This window comes from Actinomadura sp. K4S16 (genome assembly GCF_008327685.1).
Taxonomy (GTDB): Bacteria; Actinomycetota; Actinomycetes; order Streptosporangiales; family Streptosporangiaceae; genus Spirillospora.
In genome coordinates, this window is sequence record NZ_BDDE01000019.1 from 131,189 (window position 1) to 149,626 (window position 18,438).

General features: G+C 73.5%; 17 protein-coding genes. 12 read left to right on the top strand and 5 right to left on the bottom strand.

What is annotated here, in order from left to right; translation table 11 throughout:
* Positions 1–6 precede the first annotated feature (6 nt).
* The 5 genes from K4S16_RS30720 to K4S16_RS30740 all read left to right on the top strand — a co-directional run bounded on the left by K4S16_RS30720 (position 7) and on the right by K4S16_RS30740 (position 4,964).
* Entirely contained in the window at positions 7–471 is a 465-nt protein-coding gene (locus K4S16_RS30720) for a MaoC family dehydratase (RefSeq protein ID WP_200842213.1), read from the top strand.
* Positions 468–1,643: a lipid-transfer protein gene (locus tag K4S16_RS30725; RefSeq protein ID WP_149262563.1), complete on the top strand. Its 1,176-nt coding sequence runs from the start codon at positions 468–470 to the stop codon at positions 1,641–1,643. The genes K4S16_RS30720 and K4S16_RS30725 overlap by 4 nt, the downstream gene beginning before the upstream one ends.
* A complete protein-coding gene (locus tag K4S16_RS30730; protein ID WP_149262564.1) occupies positions 1,640–2,455 on the top strand; it encodes a MaoC/PaaZ C-terminal domain-containing protein in 816 nt (271 codons plus the stop codon). The genes K4S16_RS30725 and K4S16_RS30730 overlap by 4 nt, the downstream gene beginning before the upstream one ends.
* Positions 2,456–2,466: 11 nt before the next feature.
* Positions 2,467–3,258, top strand: a complete 792-nt coding sequence (locus K4S16_RS30735; protein WP_149262565.1) for an SDR family NAD(P)-dependent oxidoreductase — start codon at positions 2,467–2,469, stop codon at positions 3,256–3,258.
* A 701-nt stretch (positions 3,259–3,959) separates the two neighbouring features.
* On the top strand, positions 3,960–4,964 hold the full coding sequence (locus tag K4S16_RS30740; RefSeq protein WP_149262566.1) for a helix-turn-helix transcriptional regulator: 1,005 nt from the start codon (positions 3,960–3,962) through the stop codon (positions 4,962–4,964).
* On the opposite strand, the gene K4S16_RS30745 is transcribed toward K4S16_RS30740, so the two are convergent.
* A complete protein-coding gene (locus tag K4S16_RS30745; protein ID WP_149262567.1) occupies positions 4,891–5,409 on the bottom strand; it encodes a hypothetical protein in 519 nt (172 codons plus the stop codon). The genes K4S16_RS30740 and K4S16_RS30745 overlap by 74 nt on opposite strands.
* Positions 5,410–5,444: 35 nt before the next feature.
* Positions 5,445–5,978, bottom strand: a complete 534-nt coding sequence (locus tag K4S16_RS30750; protein ID WP_149262568.1) for a MauE/DoxX family redox-associated membrane protein — start codon at positions 5,976–5,978, stop codon at positions 5,445–5,447.
* Positions 5,979–6,264: 286 nt separating this feature from the next.
* On the opposite strand from K4S16_RS30750, the gene lanKC reads away from it, so the two are divergent.
* From lanKC to K4S16_RS30780, 6 genes are all read left to right on the top strand, one after another.
* Positions 6,265–8,907 carry a class III lanthionine synthetase LanKC gene (lanKC, locus tag K4S16_RS30755; RefSeq protein ID WP_149262569.1) on the top strand — a complete coding sequence of 881 codons (2,643 nt, stop codon included), beginning with the start codon at positions 6,265–6,267 and terminating at the stop codon, positions 8,905–8,907.
* Entirely contained in the window at positions 8,904–9,047 is a 144-nt protein-coding gene (locus K4S16_RS30760) for a SapB/AmfS family lanthipeptide (protein ID WP_149262570.1), read from the top strand. The genes lanKC and K4S16_RS30760 overlap by 4 nt, the downstream gene beginning before the upstream one ends.
* A 68-nt stretch (positions 9,048–9,115) precedes the next feature.
* A complete protein-coding gene (locus tag K4S16_RS30765) occupies positions 9,116–9,229 on the top strand; it encodes a SapB/AmfS family lanthipeptide (protein ID WP_149262571.1) in 114 nt (37 codons plus the stop codon).
* An 83-nt stretch (positions 9,230–9,312) separates the two neighbouring features.
* Positions 9,313–11,028: an ABC transporter ATP-binding protein gene (locus K4S16_RS30770; protein ID WP_149262572.1), complete on the top strand. Its 1,716-nt coding sequence runs from the start codon at positions 9,313–9,315 to the stop codon at positions 11,026–11,028.
* Positions 11,025–12,827 (top strand): ATP-binding cassette domain-containing protein, encoded by a 1,803-nt coding sequence (locus tag K4S16_RS30775; protein ID WP_149262573.1) that lies wholly within the window; start codon positions 11,025–11,027, stop codon positions 12,825–12,827. Before K4S16_RS30770 ends, K4S16_RS30775 begins: the two co-directional genes overlap by 4 nt.
* Positions 12,828–13,137: 310 nt before the next feature.
* On the top strand, positions 13,138–13,767 hold the full coding sequence (locus tag K4S16_RS30780) for an HNH endonuclease family protein (protein ID WP_149262574.1): 630 nt from the start codon (positions 13,138–13,140) through the stop codon (positions 13,765–13,767).
* A gap of 59 nt (positions 13,768–13,826) precedes the next feature.
* Here the strand turns inward: K4S16_RS30780 and K4S16_RS30785 are convergent, their stop codons facing one another.
* Entirely contained in the window at positions 13,827–14,759 is a 933-nt protein-coding gene (locus tag K4S16_RS30785; RefSeq protein ID WP_149262575.1) for an aminoglycoside phosphotransferase family protein, read from the bottom strand.
* A gap of 221 nt (positions 14,760–14,980) precedes the next feature.
* Here K4S16_RS30785 and K4S16_RS30790 point away from each other — a divergent pair, with 221 nt between their 5' ends.
* Positions 14,981–15,349, top strand: a complete 369-nt coding sequence (locus tag K4S16_RS30790) for a DUF1330 domain-containing protein (RefSeq protein WP_149262576.1) — start codon at positions 14,981–14,983, stop codon at positions 15,347–15,349.
* Positions 15,350–15,471: 122 nt separating this feature from the next.
* Here the strand turns inward: K4S16_RS30790 and K4S16_RS30795 are convergent, their stop codons facing one another.
* Positions 15,472–17,058 carry a Coagulation factor 5/8 type domain-containing protein gene (locus tag K4S16_RS30795; RefSeq protein ID WP_149262577.1) on the bottom strand — a complete coding sequence of 529 codons (1,587 nt, stop codon included), beginning with the start codon at positions 17,056–17,058 and terminating at the stop codon, positions 15,472–15,474.
* Between the two features lie 195 nt (positions 17,059–17,253).
* Complete coding sequence (locus K4S16_RS30800) at positions 17,254–18,378, bottom strand: NAD(P)/FAD-dependent oxidoreductase (protein ID WP_149262578.1); 1,125 nt, start codon at positions 18,376–18,378, stop codon at positions 17,254–17,256.
* Positions 18,379–18,438: the final 60 nt, after the last annotated feature.

The window sequence follows — 18,438 nt, forward strand, 5'->3', positions numbered from 1 at the left end:
GGAGCCGTGACCAGGAACTACGAGGACGTGGCGGTGGGGGAGGAGCTTCCCGAGCTGCGTATCCCGCTGACCCGCACGATGATCGTCGCGACCGCGCTGGCGAGCCGCGACTACCAGGACGTCCACCACGACCCGTCGCTCGCCGTCGAGCGCGGCTCCAAGGACGTCTTCATGAACATCCTGACGACCAACGGGCTCGTCGACCGGTACGTGACGGGCTGGGCTGGGCCGGCCGCCGTCGTGAAGGCCATCAGGATCAGGCTGGGCGCGCCGAACTACCCGGGCGACACGATGGTCCTCACCGGCACCGTCCAGGCCAAGGACGGCGCCGGCCGCCGGGTGGAGATCGCCGTGCGCGGCGTCAACGCGATCGGCCCGCACGTCACCGGCACCGTCGTGGTCGAGCTGCCCGCCGCCGGAGCACAGGGCGTCCGGGCACGGACCGTCGAAGCACAGGGGAGCGGCGCATGAGCGTCCTGCCAGGGGCGGCCGCGGTCGCCGGGATCGGCGCCACCGAGTTCTCCAAGGAGTCCGGCCGCAGCGAGCTGCGGCTCGCCTGCGAGGCGGTGCTCGCCGCCATCGTGGACGCGGGGCTCCAGCCGTCCGACGTGGACGGCATGGTGACCTTCACCGCCGACACCAGCTCCGAGATCCACATCGCGCGCAACCTCGGCATCGGCGAGCTGAAGTTCTTCTCCCGCATCGGGCACGGCGGCGGCGCGGCCTGCGGCACCGTCCAGCAGGCCGCGATGGCCGTCGCGACCGGCGTCGCCGACGTGGTCGTCTGCTACCGCGCGTTCAACGAGCGGTCCGGCACCCGCTACGGCCTCGGGCAGGCCGACCGCCCGATGGACGTCAGCGCCGACAGCGCCGCGTACGCGTGGATGAACCCGTTCGGGCTCTCGACCCCCGCCCAGTGGGTGGCGATGTTCGCCCGCCGCTACATGCACGAGTACGGCGCGACCAGCGAGGACTTCGGCCGCATCGCCGTGGTCGACCGGCGGCACGCCGCCGCGAACCCGGCCGCCTGGTTCTACGGGCGGCCGATCACGCTGGAGGACCACCAGGCGTCCCGCTGGATCGCCGAGCCGCTCCGCCTCCTGGACTGCTGCCAGGAGAGCGACGGCGGCCAGGCCCTCGTCGTCGTCTCCGCCGAGCGCGCCCGCGACCTCCCGCACCGGCCCGCCGTGATCTGGGGCGCCGCGCAGGGCTCCGGCAACGACCAGCACATGATGACCAGCTACTACCGCTCCGAGATCACCGGCATCCCCGAGATGGGCCTCGTCGGGCGGCAGCTCTACGCCCAGTCGCGCCTCACCCCGGCCGACGTCCAGGCCGCGATCCTGTACGACCACTTCACGCCGCTCGTCCTCCCGCAGCTGGAGGAGCTGGGCTTCTGCGCGAAGGGTGAGGGCAAGGACTTCGTGGCCGACGGCAACCTGGAGCTCGGCGGACGGCTCCCGGTCAACACCCACGGCGGCCAGCTCGGCGAGGCCTACATCCACGGGATGAACGGTATCGCCGAGGGCGTCCGCCTCGTCCGCGGCACCTCGGTGAACCAGCCGGGCGACGTCCACAACGTCCTCGTCACCGCGGGGACCGGCGTGCCCACGAGCGGTCTGATCCTGGGGGCGGACGAATGAGCCATGAATGGCACGGGCGGGCGCTCGGTACGCGCACGGTCACCTATGACGAGACGCGGCCCATCCTCTACGCCCTGGCGGTGGGCGCGGGCGCCTCGGACCTCGACCTGGTCTTCGAGGAGAGGCTCCGGGTCCTGCCCACGTTCGGGCTGACCCTCGCCCAGTGGGCGCCGGACGTCCTGGGCTCGGCGGGCGCGTTCGACGTGCGGACGGCCGTGCACGGGACACAGCGCCTCCGCGTCCGGAAGCCGCTGCCGCGTTCCGGCTCGGTGGAGATGAGCGCCTCCGTCACCGCCGTGTGGGACAAGGGTTCCGCGGCCGTCTTCGACGTGGCGGTCGAGAGCGAGTACTTCGAGGCGACCTGGTCGCTGTTCGCGCCGGGGTGCGGCGGTTTCGGCGGCGAGCGCGGCCCGTCCTCCCGCCGCCGACCCGAGGCCGACCCGGACGGAGTGCTGACCGCCTCCACGGCGTCCGACCAGGCGGCGCTCTACCGGCTGCTCGGCGACCGCCACCACCTGCACATCGACCCCGAGGCCGCGAAGGCGGCCGGGATGCCGCGCCCCATCATGCACGGCCTGTGCACGCTCGCGGCGGTCACCCTCCCGCTCGCCGAGTCCCTCGGCGCCCACCCGGCCGACCTGGCCGAACTCGAAGGCCGCTTCGCCGCGCCCGTCTTCCCCGGCGACGCCCTCCAGGTGAGCACCTGGAGGGACGACGCCGGTCCTGACGGCGGCGCGGTGCTCTTCGAAGCGGCCGTGGACGGGACGACGGTCATCTCGGGCGGCCGGGCCCGCTTCGGCGCGGCGGGATAGGCGGAGGCGCCATGGCCGAGCCGTCGAGCGTCGTCGTGACCGGCGGCAACCGGGGCGTGGGACGCGCGGTCGCCGCCGAGGCCGTCCGGCGGGGCCACCGGGTGACGATCGTGGCGCGGCGCCCCGACGCGGGCGCCGCCGCCGCGCGGGAGGTCGGCGCCGACCTGGTCGTGGGCGACCTGTCGTCCGTCCGGACGGTCCGGGAACTGGCCGGGGCGCTCGCCGAGGCCGTCCCCGGGCCGAGCGTGCTCGTCCACAACGCGGCGCTCTGGCCGAACCGGCGCGAACTCAACGAGGACGGCTTCGAGCAGGCGTTCTTCACCAACCACCTCGCGCCGTTCCTGCTGAACCGCCTGCTGGAGGAGCGGTTGCGCCGGGTCGTTCAGGTCAGCGCGGCCCTCTACGCCGCAGGCCGGGTCGACCCCGACCGGACGCCCGAGGGCCGCGACTTCCATCCCGTGCGGACCTACGCCGGCACCAAGCTGGCGAACCTGCTGATGGTCCCGCTGTTCGCCGAGCGCTGGCAGGGCACCGGGGTGACGATCGACGCGGTGCACCCGGGCGTGCTGCGGACGGACCTCACCACCCGGGGCGGTGCCTTCGGCCTGCTCATGAGGGCGGTCAAACCGGCGCTGAAACCGGTCGGCAGGGCCGCGCGGCCCGTCGTGGACCTCGTGGACTCCGGCGGCACCGGACGGTACTTCCACGTCGCCAAGGAGAGTCCGCTGAAGCCCAGGGCCCGCGACGGCGCCCTCGCCCGCCGCCTCTGGGACGACGCCGAAAGCGTCCTCGCGACCGTGTAGTGCCGAGCGCCTGCGCCGGATCCGCGTCGACCGGAGGAACGGTCGCCGCCGGAAGTGGCGCCTGGTGGCCGAGTGATAATTGTGGGTACCGGGTCGTGGTGGGCGCCCCGAGGTATTGGCCGAACCTTTCTTCGGAGCTGCACGGCACGGAAAGAGCGTGCGAGCATCGCGTGATGTGCCGGCATAAAGCCCGATACTCTCGGAATTGATAGCCGCCCGGCGCGGCTTCGTGTTTCACCGGTAGTGGTACCGAACCGTTCGGTGCTGATACCTCGGGAACGGCGAAGTCGACGATCTGAGGCCGAAAGTGGCCAGCGGCGTTCGCGGATCTCTCCTGGTGGGGAAGGCCGCGGTGCCGACTTCCCCGGAACCGCCGCCGGCGGAACGGCCGCGGTACCCGTTTTACCGCCCGCTCGACATGATCTCGCCGGTGACAATCATGATGCGGGCAATTGCGGTGGGTGATCACGCAGGGTGCGGATGGTGCCAGGATATTGAACGACCGTTTCCATGTCTTGACTTGCCAGTACTCTCCGGGTTAGACAAGGTATCAAGGCGACCAATGGCATACGGGGTTGCAGTTCTTGCCATTGGCTGGGGCCAGCGGGGTGTGCGTTCCGTGGCGCGACCTGATCTCTCGGTCGCGGCCCCTGCTTCTCGCCGTGCCAGGCAGCAGATACGAGGAGACGGGGGAACACTCCATGCTGCATGTCCATTTCACCGGTAACGATCTCGCCAGAACGAGGATCTCCGGAGCGCACCCGCTCTGGGAGACCGTCCTGAGCGTGCGGGCGCTTCCGACCCGGTCGGGCCGCAGGGCGCTCGACGGGTGGCGTTCGCGTACCCGGGTCCGCCTGCCGCGATCGAGCCGGATCCTGCTGGCGCTGTGCCCGCACGAGGGGCCGTTCGCGGAATTCCTCATGCGCGGGGAGGAGGGGCAGAACTGGGACGAGAGCATCGAGGCGGTCGTCTCGGTGCCGAAGGAGCGGCTGGTCCGGGAGCTCGCCGCGCTCTCCCAGCTTCCGGCGTACGCCGAGCCCCTCGCGGCCGGAGATCCGCGGGCGCTCCGTGAACTCGGCGGAGCGCTGCGGGACTACCGGCGTGCCGCCATCGCCCCTTACTGGGACCGGATCCAGAGCAGGATCGACGTGGAGCGCAGCTTCCGTCTCCGGACGGTCGCCGAAGGCGGCGTCGAGCTGCTGCTGTCGACCCTGTCGACCGACGCCCGGTGGGACGCCGGCGTGCTGGAGGTGCGATCTCCGGAGACGCGGACGGTCAGGCTGGAGGGGCGCGGCCTGGTGCTGGCACCGTCGGTGTTCTGCGGCCGCAGGCCCTTCTTCCTGGAGGACCGGGAGGGCCGGGGCCCGGCGGTGCTGTTCTTTCCCACGTCCACCGAGTTCGGGGCGGAACTGCACGACCACGGCCCGGGCGGCGGGCGGTCCGAGGCGCTGTCGGCGCTGCTGGGCGCGACCCGCGCGGCGGTGCTCCGCGGTGCGGTGGGCGGGACGACCACCACGGAACTGGCCAGGCTGCTGGGCGTCACCCCCTCGACGGCCAGCGAGCACGCGAAGGTCCTGCGCGAGGCCGGCCTGATCGTCACCGGGCGGACGGGCCGCAAGGCGGTGCACGCCATCACGCCGCTGGGCGTCGCCCTGTCCCGCCTTCCCTCGCTCGGTCCGCCGGAGCCGGTGCGGCCAGGTCTCTGAGGAGGTCGAGGGAGCGGACCGGCTCCGCCCGGCGGACCCGGCCCGACTCGACGAGCACGGCGAACGGCGTCCCCGGGACCCGGTAGGCGGACATGAGCTCCCGCTCCCCGGAGTGCACGGGGATGAGCCCGTCGCTCACGGGGAGCGGGTCGCCGGAGAAGACGGCCCGCATCGGGAGGCTCGCCGGGTCGGCCGCCAGTGCCTCGGCCTCCTCCAGGACGGCGGGGCAGCCGCCGCAGCCGGAGCTGAGGAACAGCAGCAGCGTCGGCCCGGTCGGCGCGACCCCGAGCCGGTCGAGTCCGGGCGCCTTCGCTCCCGCGGGCAGGCCCGGCTCGGGGACGCGCGCCTCGACGGCGCGCAGCCGCCGGTTCATCCGCACGAGTGCGAGGGCGAGCAGGACCATGGCCGTCCAGCAGGCCAGCCCGGCGGTCGTCTCGAACGTCATGTCCCCGTGCTCCTTTCCTGGGTGCGTTCAGGTCCTCACCGGGTCGGCCCGGCGACGGGGGACCGCAGCGCGGGAAGCTCCCACAGCAGGATCGCGAACACGGCGCCGGCCAGGGCCGCGACGCCCGCCCGGGCGCCGGCCGCGGCGACGGCCGGACCGGGGACGGCCGCCGCGCAGCCCGCCGCGCCGGCCAGCGCGGCGGCCCGGGCGACCACCCACCCGTTCATCGGCGTTCCCGCGGCCGAGCAGCCGCACGGGACGTCCGGCCGGGTGCGCGCGACCACGAGACCGTAGGCGGCGTAACCGCAGGCCAGGACGGCGCCGAGGATCATCCCGACGCGCAGCTGGCCGGACCGGCCGGCGAGCAGGGCGTGCGCGGCCAGCAGGGCGGGCACCGCCTCCGCCGCCGGCACGGCCGCCGCCAGCGGCCCGATCAGCCGCGGCGGGACGGTTCCGTGCGCCCGGAGCGCCCCGGTCAGGACGGCGGGCCGCAGCACGTGCCCCGCGGCCCCGTTGATCAGGACGAGCACCGTCAGCGACGCCGCCGTGGCGCCGATCATCATGGCCATCGAATCACCTCGTCGCGTGGCGTCCGGCCGGAAAGTCCACCGGCGCCCCGGCCCTTCGGACTATAACCACGCGGGCGCCCGGCTGGAAATATCGAAGAACGCGGATCAGTGCCCGCCGGAGTCGCGTGCAGATGCCGCCCCCGCCGTTGACCGGCACGTTTGGTCCAGCGCCGAAGAGTGGTCCACGGACGTTTCGGAGATTGCCGAAGTGAGTGGCCGACCGATCGGCACGCGGCTCAGTATGGCGTCGACGCCGGGGAAGCCCGGGTGCTGATTGGAGTCATGCATGGATCTTCGGTATCACACCTACGGAATGGTGGATCCGGTCTTCTACGACGCGCCTTCCACGGAGGTCCCCGGCGAAGAGGACGACTACTCCGCAGGTCAGCACCTCTCGGACGGCTGGACGCGCCAGCCGAGGGGCGTGTGGACGATGCAGGGGCGGACCGACGGGTCGATCCCCGACCAGGGCTGGAAGATCCATGTCTCGGCCGGGCTGAACAATGCCGAAGAGATCCTCGACATCGTCGCGAAATACTGCGTCGAGCACGAAGTGTTCTTCAAACACCTGCGCAGCCGCCGGGTGCTGCTCGCGCGCAACAGCAAGTACGCCGAGCGCGGCGGCAGCGGAAAATTCATCACGATTTATCCCGCCGACGAGCGGGTTCTCGAACGGACGCTGCGCGAACTCGGCGGAATGCTGGAAGGGCAGCGCGGCCCGTACATTCTGAGCGATCTCCGCTGGGGCGCCGGGCCGCTGTTCGTCCGCTACGGCGGATTCCGCGAAAGGCTGTGCCGGTCGGAGTACGGCGAGATGGTGCCGGGCATCGAGACGCCGGACGGGCGGCTCGTCCCGGACCACCGCGACCCGGTCTTCCGCGTGCCGGATTGGGTCACCGTTCCCGAGTGCCTCAAGGCGGCGATGGCCGAGCGCGACGCGGGCGCGCTGGACGACTTCCCGTACGAGATCCACAAGGCCCTGCACTTCTCCAACGGCGGGGGGCTCTACCGCGCCACCGACACCCGCACCGGCGGGGAGGTCCTGGTGAAGGAGGCCCGGCCGCTGGCCGGGCTGGACCGGAACGAGGACGACGCGGTCGTGCGCCTCGACCGGGAGCGCCGGTTCCTCGAACGCATGGCCGACCTCGACGTCATACCGAACATCGTGGACCACCGCGTCTGCTGGGAGCACCACTTCCTGGTCCGCGAGTTCGTGGCCGGTGAGACGCTCTCGCACCACATGGTGCGGCGCAATCCGATGCTGCACTTCGGCGCCACGGCCGAGGAGATCGCCGGCTACACCGCCTGGGCGCTGGACATCCTGGACCAGGTCGAGCGGGCGCTGGGGGAGCTGCACCGCCGCGGCGTCGTCTTCGGCGACCTGCACCCCGGCAACATCATCGTGCGCGACGACGACACGATCGCGTTCGTCGACTTCGAACTGGTCGCCGACGCCGCCGAGGCGGCGCGCCCCGCGCTGGGCGCGCCCGGCTACCAGGCTCCGCACGGCTACACCGGCCTCCCGATCGACCGGTACGCGCTCGGATGCATCCGGCTCGCCGTCTTCATGTCGCTGACCGCCGTGCTGCGCTGGGACGACGGCAAGATCGAGCAGTTCATCGAGTTCATCACCGGGCGGTTTCCGGTGCCCGCCGACTACGCCGACAGGGTCCGCGCCGACCTCTACGCCGGCGCACCGTCCGGCCCGGCCGATCCGTCCCGCGCGCCGGCGTTGTGGCCGGAGCCGGAGCCGGCGACCTGGGAAGGGCTCCGCGACTCGATCGCGGACGCGATCCTGTCGACGGCCACCCCGCACCGGTCCGACCGCCTGTTCCCCGGCGACATCGAGCAGTTCGCCGCGCCCACCGGCGGCATCGGGTTCGGGCACGGCGCCGCGGGCGTGCTGTGGGCGCTGGCGGAGACCGGTGTCGGGCGGTTCCCCGAGCACGAGTCCTGGCTGGTGAAGGCCGTCGGCTCCGTGCCGCAGCCGCCGCCCGGGTTCTTCGACGGCGTCGCGGGGGTCGCGTACGCGCTGGACCGGCTCGGCAGGCGCGCCGAGGCGCTGGAGATCATGGAGTACGCGCCCGGGCCGGCCGCGTCGACCGACCTCAGCCTGTTCCGCGGGCTCGCCGGGATCGGGCTCAACCAGCTCCACTTCGCGCGGAGCACCGGCGACGCGTCCTACGCGGAGGCGGCGCGGAGGACCGCCGAGCGGCTCGTCCACGAGCTGGACCGTCCGCAGGACGAGCGGTACCGGGCCGGGCTGATGCACGGCTCGTCCGGTCCGGCCCTGTTCCTGATCAGGCTGTACGAGACGACCGGCGACCGGAGCCTGCTCGACCACGCCGATCGGGCGCTGCGCCGGGAACTCGACGCCTGCAAGTGGACGCAGAAGGACCGCACCCTGCAGGTGGACGAGGGGTGGCGGGTCCTTCCCTACGTCGCCACGGGCAGCGCGGGCATCGGCATCGTCCTGCACGAGTACCTGCGCCACCGCGCGGAGCCGGAGTTCCAGGAGGCGCAGGAGGGCATCCGCCGCGCCGCGGAACCGCACTACTTCGTGCAGAGCGGCCTGTTCAACGGCCGCGCCGGGATCCTGGCCTACCTCCTGCACACCGGCGCGGGGCCCGACGACCCGGCGGTGCGGCGCCATCTGCGCAACATCGGCTGGCACGCCGTCCCGTTCCACGGCCGGGAGAGCGATCGGGCCGCGGCTCCCGACCGCCCCGACGGCGCGTGGCGGGGGCCGGAGAGGACCGCCTTCATCGGAGACCAGCTCCTGCGGCTGTCCATGGACCTGGCCACCGGGTCGGCCGGGGTCCTGCTCACCCTGGGCGCCGCGCTGAGCGGCCGCCCCCTCGAACTCCCCTTCCTCAGTCCCTGGGGAGAGGGGACCGATGACGACCCTCGACCTCGAGGAGGGAGGTGAACACCGACATGGCCTCGATCCTCGAACTGCAGAACCTGGACGTCGAGCGCGCCGACTCCGCGAACGCCGCCGACAGCAACGGCAGCGTGTGGGAGTGCTGCAGCACCGGAAGCTGGGTGCCCTTCACGTGCGGCTGCTGATCGCGCACCCGCGTCCCACCGACCCGGACCCCCCAGGGTCCCGACGTGACCGGAAAGAGGTGAACGAGATGACGAAGATCCTCGAACTGCAGAACCTCCAGGTCGAGCACGCCCGCGACGCGCGGAGCGACTGGAGCCTGTGGGAGTGCTGCAGCCACGGCAGCCTGTTCAACTGCTGCTGAGCGGCTGAGCCGGGCTGACGGCGGTCCGTCCGGGACGGCGCGGTGCGCCGTCCCGGACGGACCCGGACATGAGAGCCGGATGTATGGATGAGCGTCGGGTGCGCGGCCGCGGCGGCCGGTTGGCGCTGCTGGTGGCGGCCAGCCTCGCCAACGTGGGCTGCGTCGTGGCCCTGCCGACCGTCCTGGGCGCGGCCACGGAGGCGGCACTGGATGGCGGGGACGCCGTGGCGCCGCTTTCGGCGCTGGCCGCGCTGGCGGCCATGGCGGTGGCGGCGGCGTATGCGGTCAAGGTGGCGGAGGTGGCGTGCACGTCCGCCGAGACCGTCCGGCTCCGGTCGCGGATGATGGAGCACGTGCTCGCCCTGGGGGTGCCCGGCGAGCGCATGTTCGCGTCGGGCGACCTGACCGGCCGCGTGGTCACCGGAGCGTCCATGGCCGCGGGCGCCGGGCCCGTGCTGGTCCAGCTCACCGCGGGGACGGCGACCGCGCTCGGCGGCGCCGCCGCGCTGTGGCTCATCGACTGGCGGCTGGTGGCGACCGTCGCCTGCGCCGTCCCGGCCGGGCTGGCGATGATGCGGTTCTTCGTGCGCCATGCGTCCGGCCTGGTGACGCGCTACCAGGAGCTGCAGGGCGAGATCTCCAACCGGATGCTCGACGCCCTGGCGGGGATCCGCACCGTCCGCGGCGCGGGCACCTGGCGGCGGGAGGCCGACCGGATCCTCGCGCCGCTGCCCGAACTGGCCGGTTCGGGACGGGACCTCTGGCGCGCCTACGGCCGGATCCAGGGGCAGGGGACGCTGCTGATCCCGCTGGCGGGGCTGGCCGCGCTGGCCGTGGCCGGGCAGGGCGTGATGGCGGGGCGGATCTCGCCGGGGCAGATGCTCGCGGTCGCCGGCTACGCGCCGATGGCGCTCGGGATCCTCGGGCAGGTGTCGCTGCTGCTGGCGCTGGCGAGGCTGCGCGCGGGCGAGCGGCGGATCGGTGAGGTGCTGTCCGTACCGGTGCGGGAGCGCGGCCGGCGCGCGCTGCCGGACGGTCCGGGCGAGCTGCGCCTGTGCGGGGTGACGGTGCGCGGTGCGGACGGCCCGCTGCTGGAGGCCGTCGACCTGGTCGTCCCGGCCGGGCGGTCCGTCGCGATCGTGGGCCGGTCGGGTGCCGGGAAGAGCACGCTCGCGCTGGCCGCGGGCGGGCTGGTCGAACCGGACGAGGGGCGGGTGCTGCTCGACGGCGTCCCCCTGGCGGAGGTCGCCCCGGCCTCGCTGCGGCGCGAGGTGGCGTACGCCTTCGAGCGCCCGCGGCTGCGGGGCGCCTCGGTCGCCGACGCGATCGGCTACGGGTGCGGGGAGCCGTCCCCCGAACGGGTCGAGCGGGCGGCCGCGCTGGCGGGCGCGGACCGGTTCGTCCGGCTGCTTCCCGACGGGTACGCGACGGCGCTGCGGGAGGCTCCGATGTCGGGCGGCGAAGAGCAGCGGCTCGGCCTGGCGCGGGCGTTCGTCCGGCCCGCCCGGCTGCTCGTCCTGGACGACGCCACCTCCAGCCTCGACTCGGTGACCGAGGCGCAGGTGGGCGCCGCGCTCGCGCGGGCCGCGGCGGGACGCACCCGGCTGCTCGTCGCGCACCGGGCGGGCACGGCCGCGCGCGCCGACCTCGTGGTGTGGCTGGACGGCGGCCGGGTCCGGGCCGTCGGGCCGCACCGCGCCCTGTGGCGGCACCGCGCCTACCGCGAACTCTTCGAGCCCCCCGCCCCGGTGGCCAGTGCCGGCGGCGCCGTGTCCGAGCGGAACGGGGAGGCCCCGTGACCGCGCCGGACGACCCGGCGGACGCGGCTGCCGGGCTCGGACGCCGGGTGTGGCGGCGGCCGCTCGCGGAGCTGCTGCGCGAGCGCCGCGGGGTGGCCGCCACCCTGCTGTGGTCGCTCGCCGCGACCCTGCCCGCGCTCCTGTCGGGCCATCTGGTCGCGCGGGCGCTGGACCGCGGCTTCCTGCGGGACGACCTCGCCGCCGGCCTCGGCTGGCTGGCCGTGCTCGGCGCGGCCATGGTCGCGGCCGCCGTGAGCGCGCGCCGCGTCCCGCCCGCGCTGGGACGGGTCGTCGAGCCGCTCCGGGACCGGCTGGTGCGCCGGGTCGTGACGGGGACGCTGCGGCGCGCGGTCGGCGCGGCCCCCGGACGCCCCGACCTGTCGGTCATCACCCGCATGTCCGAGCACACCGAGACGGTCCGCGACACGACCGCGGGCCTCCTGCTGGGATTGCAGCAGGTCGGGCTCACGGTGACGGCGGCCGCGGTCGGCCTGGCGCTGCTGGCGCCCGTCGTCGCCCTGCTGGTGGTCCCGCCGGTGGCGGTGACGCTGCTGCTGCTCGTCCTGCTGCTGCCTTCGCTGGCGGCCCGCGAGCGCGCGTCGCTGCTGGCCGAGGAGCGGGTGGCCGACACGGTCGGCGGCATCGTGTCGGACGTGCGCGACGTGGTCGCGTGCGGCGCCGAACCCGAGGCGGCCGGTGAGGCCGGCGACGCCTTCCGCGTCCAGGCCGCCGCGGAGCGGGCGGCCGCCCGGGCGGGCGCCCTGCGGACCGCGCTCGGGACCGCCGGCGGGCAGCTCGCCCTCGTCGCGGTGCTGGCCGCCGGGCCGTGGCTGCTGCACAGCGGCCGGCTCAGCACGGGAGAGCTGCTCGGAGCGCTCACCTACATCACCGCGAACCTGCAGCCCGCACTGCGGGCGGCGGTGCAGACGACCGGAGGATCCGCCGTCCGACTCGGGGTCGCCCTGCACCGGCTGGAGTCGTGCGCCGGTCCGGAACCGGAGCCCGCCCCGAGCCCGGCGCCCCGCGCCAAGGTTCCGAGCGATTTCGAGCTGCGCGTGGACGGGCTCACGTTCTCTTACGGCGCCGGAGCGGAGCCGGTACTGCGCGACGTGACGTTCACGGTGCCGTACGGATCGCATCTGGCCGTCGTCGGCCCCAGCGGGATCGGCAAGTCGACGCTGGCGGATTTGCTGACCGGTGTCGCGGAGCCGCAGCAAGGCACGGTGTCGATCGGCGGGCTGCCGCTCGCGTCCCTGGACCCGCACTGGTTGCGGCGGACCGTCGCGATCATCCCCCAGGAGGCGTACGTCTTCGCCGGATCCCTGCGCGAGAACCTCACCTACCTGGACCCCGCCGCGTCCGCCGCCGACATCGAGGACGCCGTCACGACCCTCGGCCTTGGGCCGCTGCGTGACCGGCTCGGCGGGAACGACGCGGCCGTCGGATCGCGTTCGGGGCTCACGCCGGGGGAGCGGCAGATGATCGCCCTCGCGCGGGTCTGGCTCTCGCCCGCGCGGATCGTGCTGCTCGACGAGGCGACCTGCCACCTCGACCCGGTCGCGGAGGCGCGGATGGAGGAGGCGTTCCGGGCCCGTCCCGGCACCCTCGTCGTCATCGCGCACCGGCTGAGCTCGGCCCGGCGCGCCGACCGCATCCTCGTCATGGACGGGGAGCGCACGCTGCTCGGCGGCCACGACGAGCTGCTGCGGCGCTCCGGCCTCTACGCCGACCTCGTCGGAGCCTGGCAGACCGGACGCCAGGAGGAGGGCCGCCCGGACCGCCGCTACGCGGCCTCCTGAGGCGCCCTTCACTGCGGACCGGAGAAGCACCGGGCGCCCTGCCGCGCTCCGGGAAGGGCTGCGCAATGCCCTGAGCCGGGGGTTCAAGAGTTCTTCATCCGCCGTTACGGGAGTGGCATCGGCGGTGTCGTCGCAGCTCAGCGGGCTCTGCATGGCGATATACGTCACCTTCCGACCAAGGACGGAGTCGCGCGTGGGCAAAGCGTGACATTTATTCGAATTTGCCGAAAATGTCACCGTCGCAGTGCCGTCGTTCCCGCTCCCCCTCGGGGCCCCCGCCCTGGCCGGGAACGGCGCGGAAAGGCTCCCGATGCGACGACTTCTCCTGTTCGCACTCCCCGCCGCCCTGAGTGCGGCGCTGGTCGGCGCCATGGGCGCGCCCGCGTCCGCGACACCGCCGAACATCCCGTCCGCCTCCACGGCCGCGAGCCGTCTCGCCGCCCTCACCGTGGGCGCCGAATCGCACCAGAGCACCTACGACCGCAGCCTGTTCCCGCACTGGATCACCATCTCGGGGACGTGCAACACCCGGGAGACCGTCCTGAAGCGGGACGGCACGAACGTCACCACCGACTCCTCGTGCGCCGCGACGTCCGGCACGTGGTACTCGCCCTACGACGGCGCGACCTGGACGCAGGCCTCGGACCTGGACATCGACCACATGGTGCCGCTCGCCGAGGCGTGGGCGTCCGGTGCCTGGTCCTGGACGACCTCCCGCCGCCAGGCCTACGCCAATGACCTCGGCGGCCCGGAGTTGTGGGCCGTCACCGACAACGTCAACCAGGCGAAGGGCGACAAGGACCCGGCCGAGTGGCAGCCCTCGGTCGGCTCCTTCCGCTGCACCTACGCCCGCGCCTGGATCCAGGTGAAGTGGTACTACGGCCTGAGCGTGGACAGCGCGGAGAAGAGCGCCCTCAACACGATGCTCGGCACCTGCTGAGCCTCGTCCCGCCGCCGCGCCGGCGCCCGCGGACCCCGCGGGCGCCGGCGCGGCGCTGTTCAGCCCGCCCTGTGGTCGATCAAGGTGGTGGCTATGGCGACCTGGGCGGGGTCGAGGGCGGTCTCGCCGTCCTCGACGTCCCACAGCGCGTTCTGCAGGACGCGGCCGAGCGTCCAGCCGGTCGCCCGCCGCCGGTCGAGGCCGAGGGCCTCGGTCAGGTGGTCGAAGCGCCGCAGCACCTGACGGGCCACGTCACCGGTCGCCACGACCTCGTCCCACCGGTTGTCCAGCGCCGGCAGCAGGTCGAAGCCGGGGTCGCCGGCGAGGGGCTTGGGATCGATGGCCAGCCACGGCTCCCGCCGTCCGCCGAGGACGTTGTCGTAGTGCAGGTCCCAGTGCAGCAGGCGGTCGCCGGGCTCGCCGACCAGTTCGGCCACGGCGGACGCGCACGTCCGCACCAGCCGCCGGTCGGCCGGGTCGCGCAGCGCGGGCACGGCGCGGGGGACCTCGTCGAGCATGGCCGCGGCGATGCCGGCCAGGTGCCGCAGGCCCTCCGGCGCGGGCACCGCGACCAGGCGCGCGAGCAGCCCGGCCAGGACCTCCACGGCGGTGTCGTCGTCGGGCACCGAGGACAGCGGCCGGGCCGCGTCCAGGCGCTCCAGCAGCATCGTGCCGGTGCCCGGGTCGTGGTCGAGCAGGCGTACCGTCCCGTCGCCGTCCCACACGCGCAGCCCGACCGGCTCGGTGGCGTGCTCGTCGGTGACCGGCTGGAGCTTGAGCGCGGCGGGCGCGCCGTCCGCGCGGGTCACCGGGAGCACGAGCGAGGCCATGCCGTGCAGTCCCGGGCCGTCCAGGCGCAGGGACCAGCGGTCCAGGAAGGCCGCGGCCAGGCCGGGCAGCGCGGCGATCCAGGCGCGCCCGGACGCGCCGCCGTACTTGCCGTGCGAGGCGGCCAGCGCCTCGGGAACGTCGATGCGGATCGACGTGCTCATGGTCAACGTCTCCTTCGTCGTGGGCTCCTGATCAGGTCGCGTGTCACGAAGAGACGTCGGCGGTGCCCGGCTCCCGGGCAGGGGTCAACGCATGCCGCGAAGGCTACCGGCCGAGGCGAGCGGGCCGCCGCGAGTGACCCGGCGACCCGGCACGCCGCCGGTATCGCGCCCCTACGGTCTAGAGTCTTTTTCTAGAATAGGACTCGTCACGGAGGTGCCTGATGGCGGTGGACCCGACCGGTGCTGGGCTGAAGCGGTTCCTCGCGGAGGATCCCGGCGGCCCGGTGGTGATGCTCAACCTGCTGCGCTTCCGCGAGGGCGGCGAGAAGAGCTACGCCCGCTACTCGAAGGCGCTCGGCGGGGACATCCTCGCCCGTTACGGCGCCGAGGTCCTCTACTACGGAAAGGGGTCGACCGCGCTGGTCGCCGAGGACGGGCAGTCCTGGGACGCCGTGCTCCTCGTCCGCTACCCGTCCCGCGAGGTGTTCTCCCGCATGGTCGCCGACCCCGACTTCCAGGCCGTCGCCCACTTCCGGAGCGAAGCGCTGAGCGAGGCCGTCCTGCAGGCCACCATCCAGGTAGGCGCCTGACCCGGGGTTCGCGGGCCGGGCTGCGGCCGGTGCGGAGCGGCCCCACGGTTTCGCCGCGGCGAGGACGGCCCGCATGTCGTGGCGGGCCGCCACTCGCCTTCACCGCCCACCGGCGGCGGGGTTCACCAGGTCTCGGCGGCGCGCCACATGCGCAGGTAGGTCTCCGCGCCGTTCGCCATGTCGTCGATGAGCTCCTGGCCGCCGACGGCGCGCATGTCGGCGATCCAGTCGGGGACGAGGCCGTAGTTCGCGACGCCGTCGGTGTTGAGGTCCCAGGTGCGCTGCCCCTCGGTGAGCCGGTCGAGCTTCACCGACGGGTCGATCGGCGAGGTGAAGGGGTAGCTCAGCGGGCCCGCGCCGCCGCCCGTGCGGGGCTCGGGCAGCGCGCCCATGCCGTTCGCGTCGAGCCCGTAGCCGTAGCCGAACGGGCGGGCGGGGTCGCGCTGGGCCTTGTTGCGCCGCCACTCGGAGGTGAACCGGTCGGCCGCGTTGCCGTAGCCGGTGACCATGCCGCCGAGCCGGTAGAGGCGGGGCAGGTAGGTCGCGTCCATCCAGCTGTGGGACGAGATGACGCCCGGGTACCGCGCCTCCTCCAGGATGCCGAGGGTCTGGTCGGCGGCCTTCGCGCTCATGTGGTCGACTTCGACGATCATGTGCCGCTTCATCATCCCGCGCACCGCGTACGCGCCGAGGTCGCTGAGGCCCCGGACGTTGCAGTGCGGGGCGCTCGGATAGATCGGCAGCGTGATCCCCGCCAGCCCGAGCAGCTTCAGGATCGGTTCGAGGGCGTCGCCGACCTCGCCCGCCGGGGCGATCGTGTTGTCGTGGGCGGGGCCGGTGCACGTCTCGGCCTGCCAGAACCGTCCGGTGCCGATGAAGTTGGCGAGGTTGACGAACGCGCCGGCCGTGCCGCCGTCGAACCGCACGCCGCAGAGCGCGTTGTCGTACTTGTGGCACACGAACATCGAGGCCACGCCGAGGCCGCGCGCCTCGTCCAGCCCCCGGTCGATGTCGGCGCGGGTGCAGGCCGGGGCGCCGTTGACGAGCCGGCAGCCGAACGGCTCGGAGGTCTCGATGCCGAGGACGACGGCGAGCTTGCCGTCCTCGATGACGCGGCGGGCGTCCGCCGAGTCGCGCACGATGCGGAACCAGCCCTTGCCCGGGCCGCCGCTCCGCTCGTCGATGTAGCTCTCCATCTCGTGCATCCGCTGCGCCTGGAGCCGGATCGTCGCCGTCTCGTCGCACGGGTTGCCCTTGAGCGGGTAGATGTCGCAGAGCTGGCGGTTCGCCACCAGGTGGTTGACGAGGATCCGCTGCCCGGCCCGCCACGACCGCTCCAGCCAGGTGTAGTAGACCTGCTGGTGGGTGCGGGAGTCGTAGGCGGGCCAGTCCTTGAACGTCGGCCAGCCCGTGGGGTCGTGGGTGCCGAACGGCGTGCCGTACCGGGTGAAGTTCTCCCACCAGGCGAGCACGCCGTTGCCGGCGTGGTCGGGGCAGTCGCGCAGCGCCTCCTGGATGCCGTCGGGGTCGAACGGCTTGCCGCACATCAGCTTGCCGCCGAACGCTTCGTACGACATCAGGTGGCTGTGGGCGTCGATGTAGCCGCGCACCTCGCGCGGCTCGCCCTCCGCGTGCGCGCGGGGGACGGTGAGGAGGGCGAGCAGGAGGGTGAGGAGGATCGGAACGCAGGCGGCACGTCGGACGGGCATGGGGCACCTCGGCCGGGGGGAGACGTCCAGTGGCTCTCAGCCGAGTGAAACACCGATCCGGGCAAATGTGAATAGTCCTCATATCGCCGCCGGTCAGCCCGGGTGCGCGGTCCCGGGGCCCGTGCGGTCAGGGGGACTGGGCGGTCCCGGGGTCCGTGCGGTCAGGGGGACTGGGCGGTCCCGGGGTCCGTGCGGTCAGGGGGACTGGACGGCGAGGCGGTTGCTGAACCGGGCGAGCATGCCGCTCTGGGACGTCTCCGGGATCAGCCGGCCGATCAGCGGCGGGATGCGCCAGTTCGCCGGGTTGCGCCGGGCCATGCGGGAGACGAGGGAGATCTGCGGGTAGCGGGCCCGCTCGTAGGCGCGCAGCCGGGCCGCCGGGTCGCCGTCCTTCCCGTCCAGTTCGCGGCCGAGCACCCAGGCGTCCTCGAGGGTCTGGTTGGCGCCCTGCCCGAGGGTGGGCGGCATGGTGTGGGCGGCGTCGCCGACAAGGGTGACGCGCCCCTCGCCCCAGACCTTGCGCACCTTGTTCCAGTGGTGGCCGAAGAACTCGATGTCGTCGTCGGTGGCGGCGGCGAGCACCTCGGGGACGGGGGACGCCCAGTGCCCGAAGCGCCGCCTCAGCTCGTCCAGCGGTGACGCGGGCCGCGGCTCGCCGGGCGTCCAGCGCATGTCGAACCACCACTGGAGCAGGCCGCCGCCCGCGGGCATGAGGCCGCAGGCGCCCTCCTTCCCAGTGATCATGAGGTGCCGGTGGGTGCCGGTGATCTCGATGCCGATCGGGCTGAGCCCCTGCCAGGTGCCGAACGTCGCGGCCCGGATGCCGCTCTCGCCCCACAGGTGCCGCCGCACCGCCGAGTGGTGCCCGTCCGCCCCGATGAGCAGGTCCCCGGTGTCCGCCGTCCCGTCGTCGAAGGTCGCCGTGACCCGGTCGCCGTGCTGGGTCAGGCCCGTGCAGGTCATGCCGTAGCGGACGAGGTCGCCGGGCAGGCCGCCGGCGAGCCGTCCGAGCAGGTCCCGGCGGGCGATCGCCTTGGTCTCGAAGCCGTAGCGGGCCGCGGCGTGCGCGATGTCCTGGCCGGTGCGCAGCCGCCCCGACGAGGTCAGGGCGTCGATCCGGTCGATGCGGTTGCCGACGCCCTCCAGAGTGATGCCGAGGTCGTCCAGGACGGCGTTGCCGTTGCTCCAGATGAGCACCGCCTTGCCGCCCGTCCGCGGCCCCGGCGCCTGCTCGTGGACCCGTACCTCGTGGCCCGCCGCGAGCAGCACGCGCGCTACGGCCAGCCCGCCCACCCCGGCGCCGATGACGAGGATCTCCATTTCCCCTCCAAAGTGAAGTATCTCCGATATGAAGATACATCGCTTCGGAGTATCCTCTGC

What these genes read in the sequence shown, in the direction of transcription:
- K4S16_RS30725 (WP_149262563.1), top strand. Translation starts at nt 468, where the DNA reads ATGAGCGTCCTGCCAGGGGCGGCCGCGGTCGCCGGGATCGGCGCCACC.
- K4S16_RS30730 (WP_149262564.1), top strand. Translation starts at nt 1,640, where the DNA reads ATGAGCCATGAATGGCACGGGCGGGCGCTCGGTACGCGCACGGTCACC.
- K4S16_RS30735 (WP_149262565.1), top strand. Translation starts at nt 2,467, where the DNA reads ATGGCCGAGCCGTCGAGCGTCGTCGTGACCGGCGGCAACCGGGGCGTG.
- K4S16_RS30740 (WP_149262566.1), top strand. Translation starts at nt 3,960, where the DNA reads ATGCTGCATGTCCATTTCACCGGTAACGATCTCGCCAGAACGAGGATC.
- K4S16_RS30745 (WP_149262567.1), bottom strand. Translation starts at nt 5,409, where the DNA reads ATGACGTTCGAGACGACCGCCGGGCTGGCCTGCTGGACGGCCATGGTC.
- K4S16_RS30750 (WP_149262568.1), bottom strand. Translation starts at nt 5,978, where the DNA reads ATGGCCATGATGATCGGCGCCACGGCGGCGTCGCTGACGGTGCTCGTC.
- lanKC (WP_149262569.1), top strand. Translation starts at nt 6,265, where the DNA reads ATGGATCTTCGGTATCACACCTACGGAATGGTGGATCCGGTCTTCTAC.
- K4S16_RS30765 (WP_149262571.1), top strand. Translation starts at nt 9,116, where the DNA reads ATGACGAAGATCCTCGAACTGCAGAACCTCCAGGTCGAGCACGCCCGC.
- K4S16_RS30770 (WP_149262572.1), top strand. Translation starts at nt 9,313, where the DNA reads ATGGATGAGCGTCGGGTGCGCGGCCGCGGCGGCCGGTTGGCGCTGCTG.
- K4S16_RS30780 (WP_149262574.1), top strand. Translation starts at nt 13,138, where the DNA reads ATGCGACGACTTCTCCTGTTCGCACTCCCCGCCGCCCTGAGTGCGGCG.
- K4S16_RS30785 (WP_149262575.1), bottom strand. Translation starts at nt 14,759, where the DNA reads ATGAGCACGTCGATCCGCATCGACGTTCCCGAGGCGCTGGCCGCCTCG.
- K4S16_RS30790 (WP_149262576.1), top strand. Translation starts at nt 14,981, where the DNA reads ATGGCGGTGGACCCGACCGGTGCTGGGCTGAAGCGGTTCCTCGCGGAG.
- K4S16_RS30795 (WP_149262577.1), bottom strand. Translation starts at nt 17,058, where the DNA reads ATGCCCGTCCGACGTGCCGCCTGCGTTCCGATCCTCCTCACCCTCCTG.
- K4S16_RS30800 (WP_149262578.1), bottom strand. Translation starts at nt 18,378, where the DNA reads ATGGAGATCCTCGTCATCGGCGCCGGGGTGGGCGGGCTGGCCGTAGCG.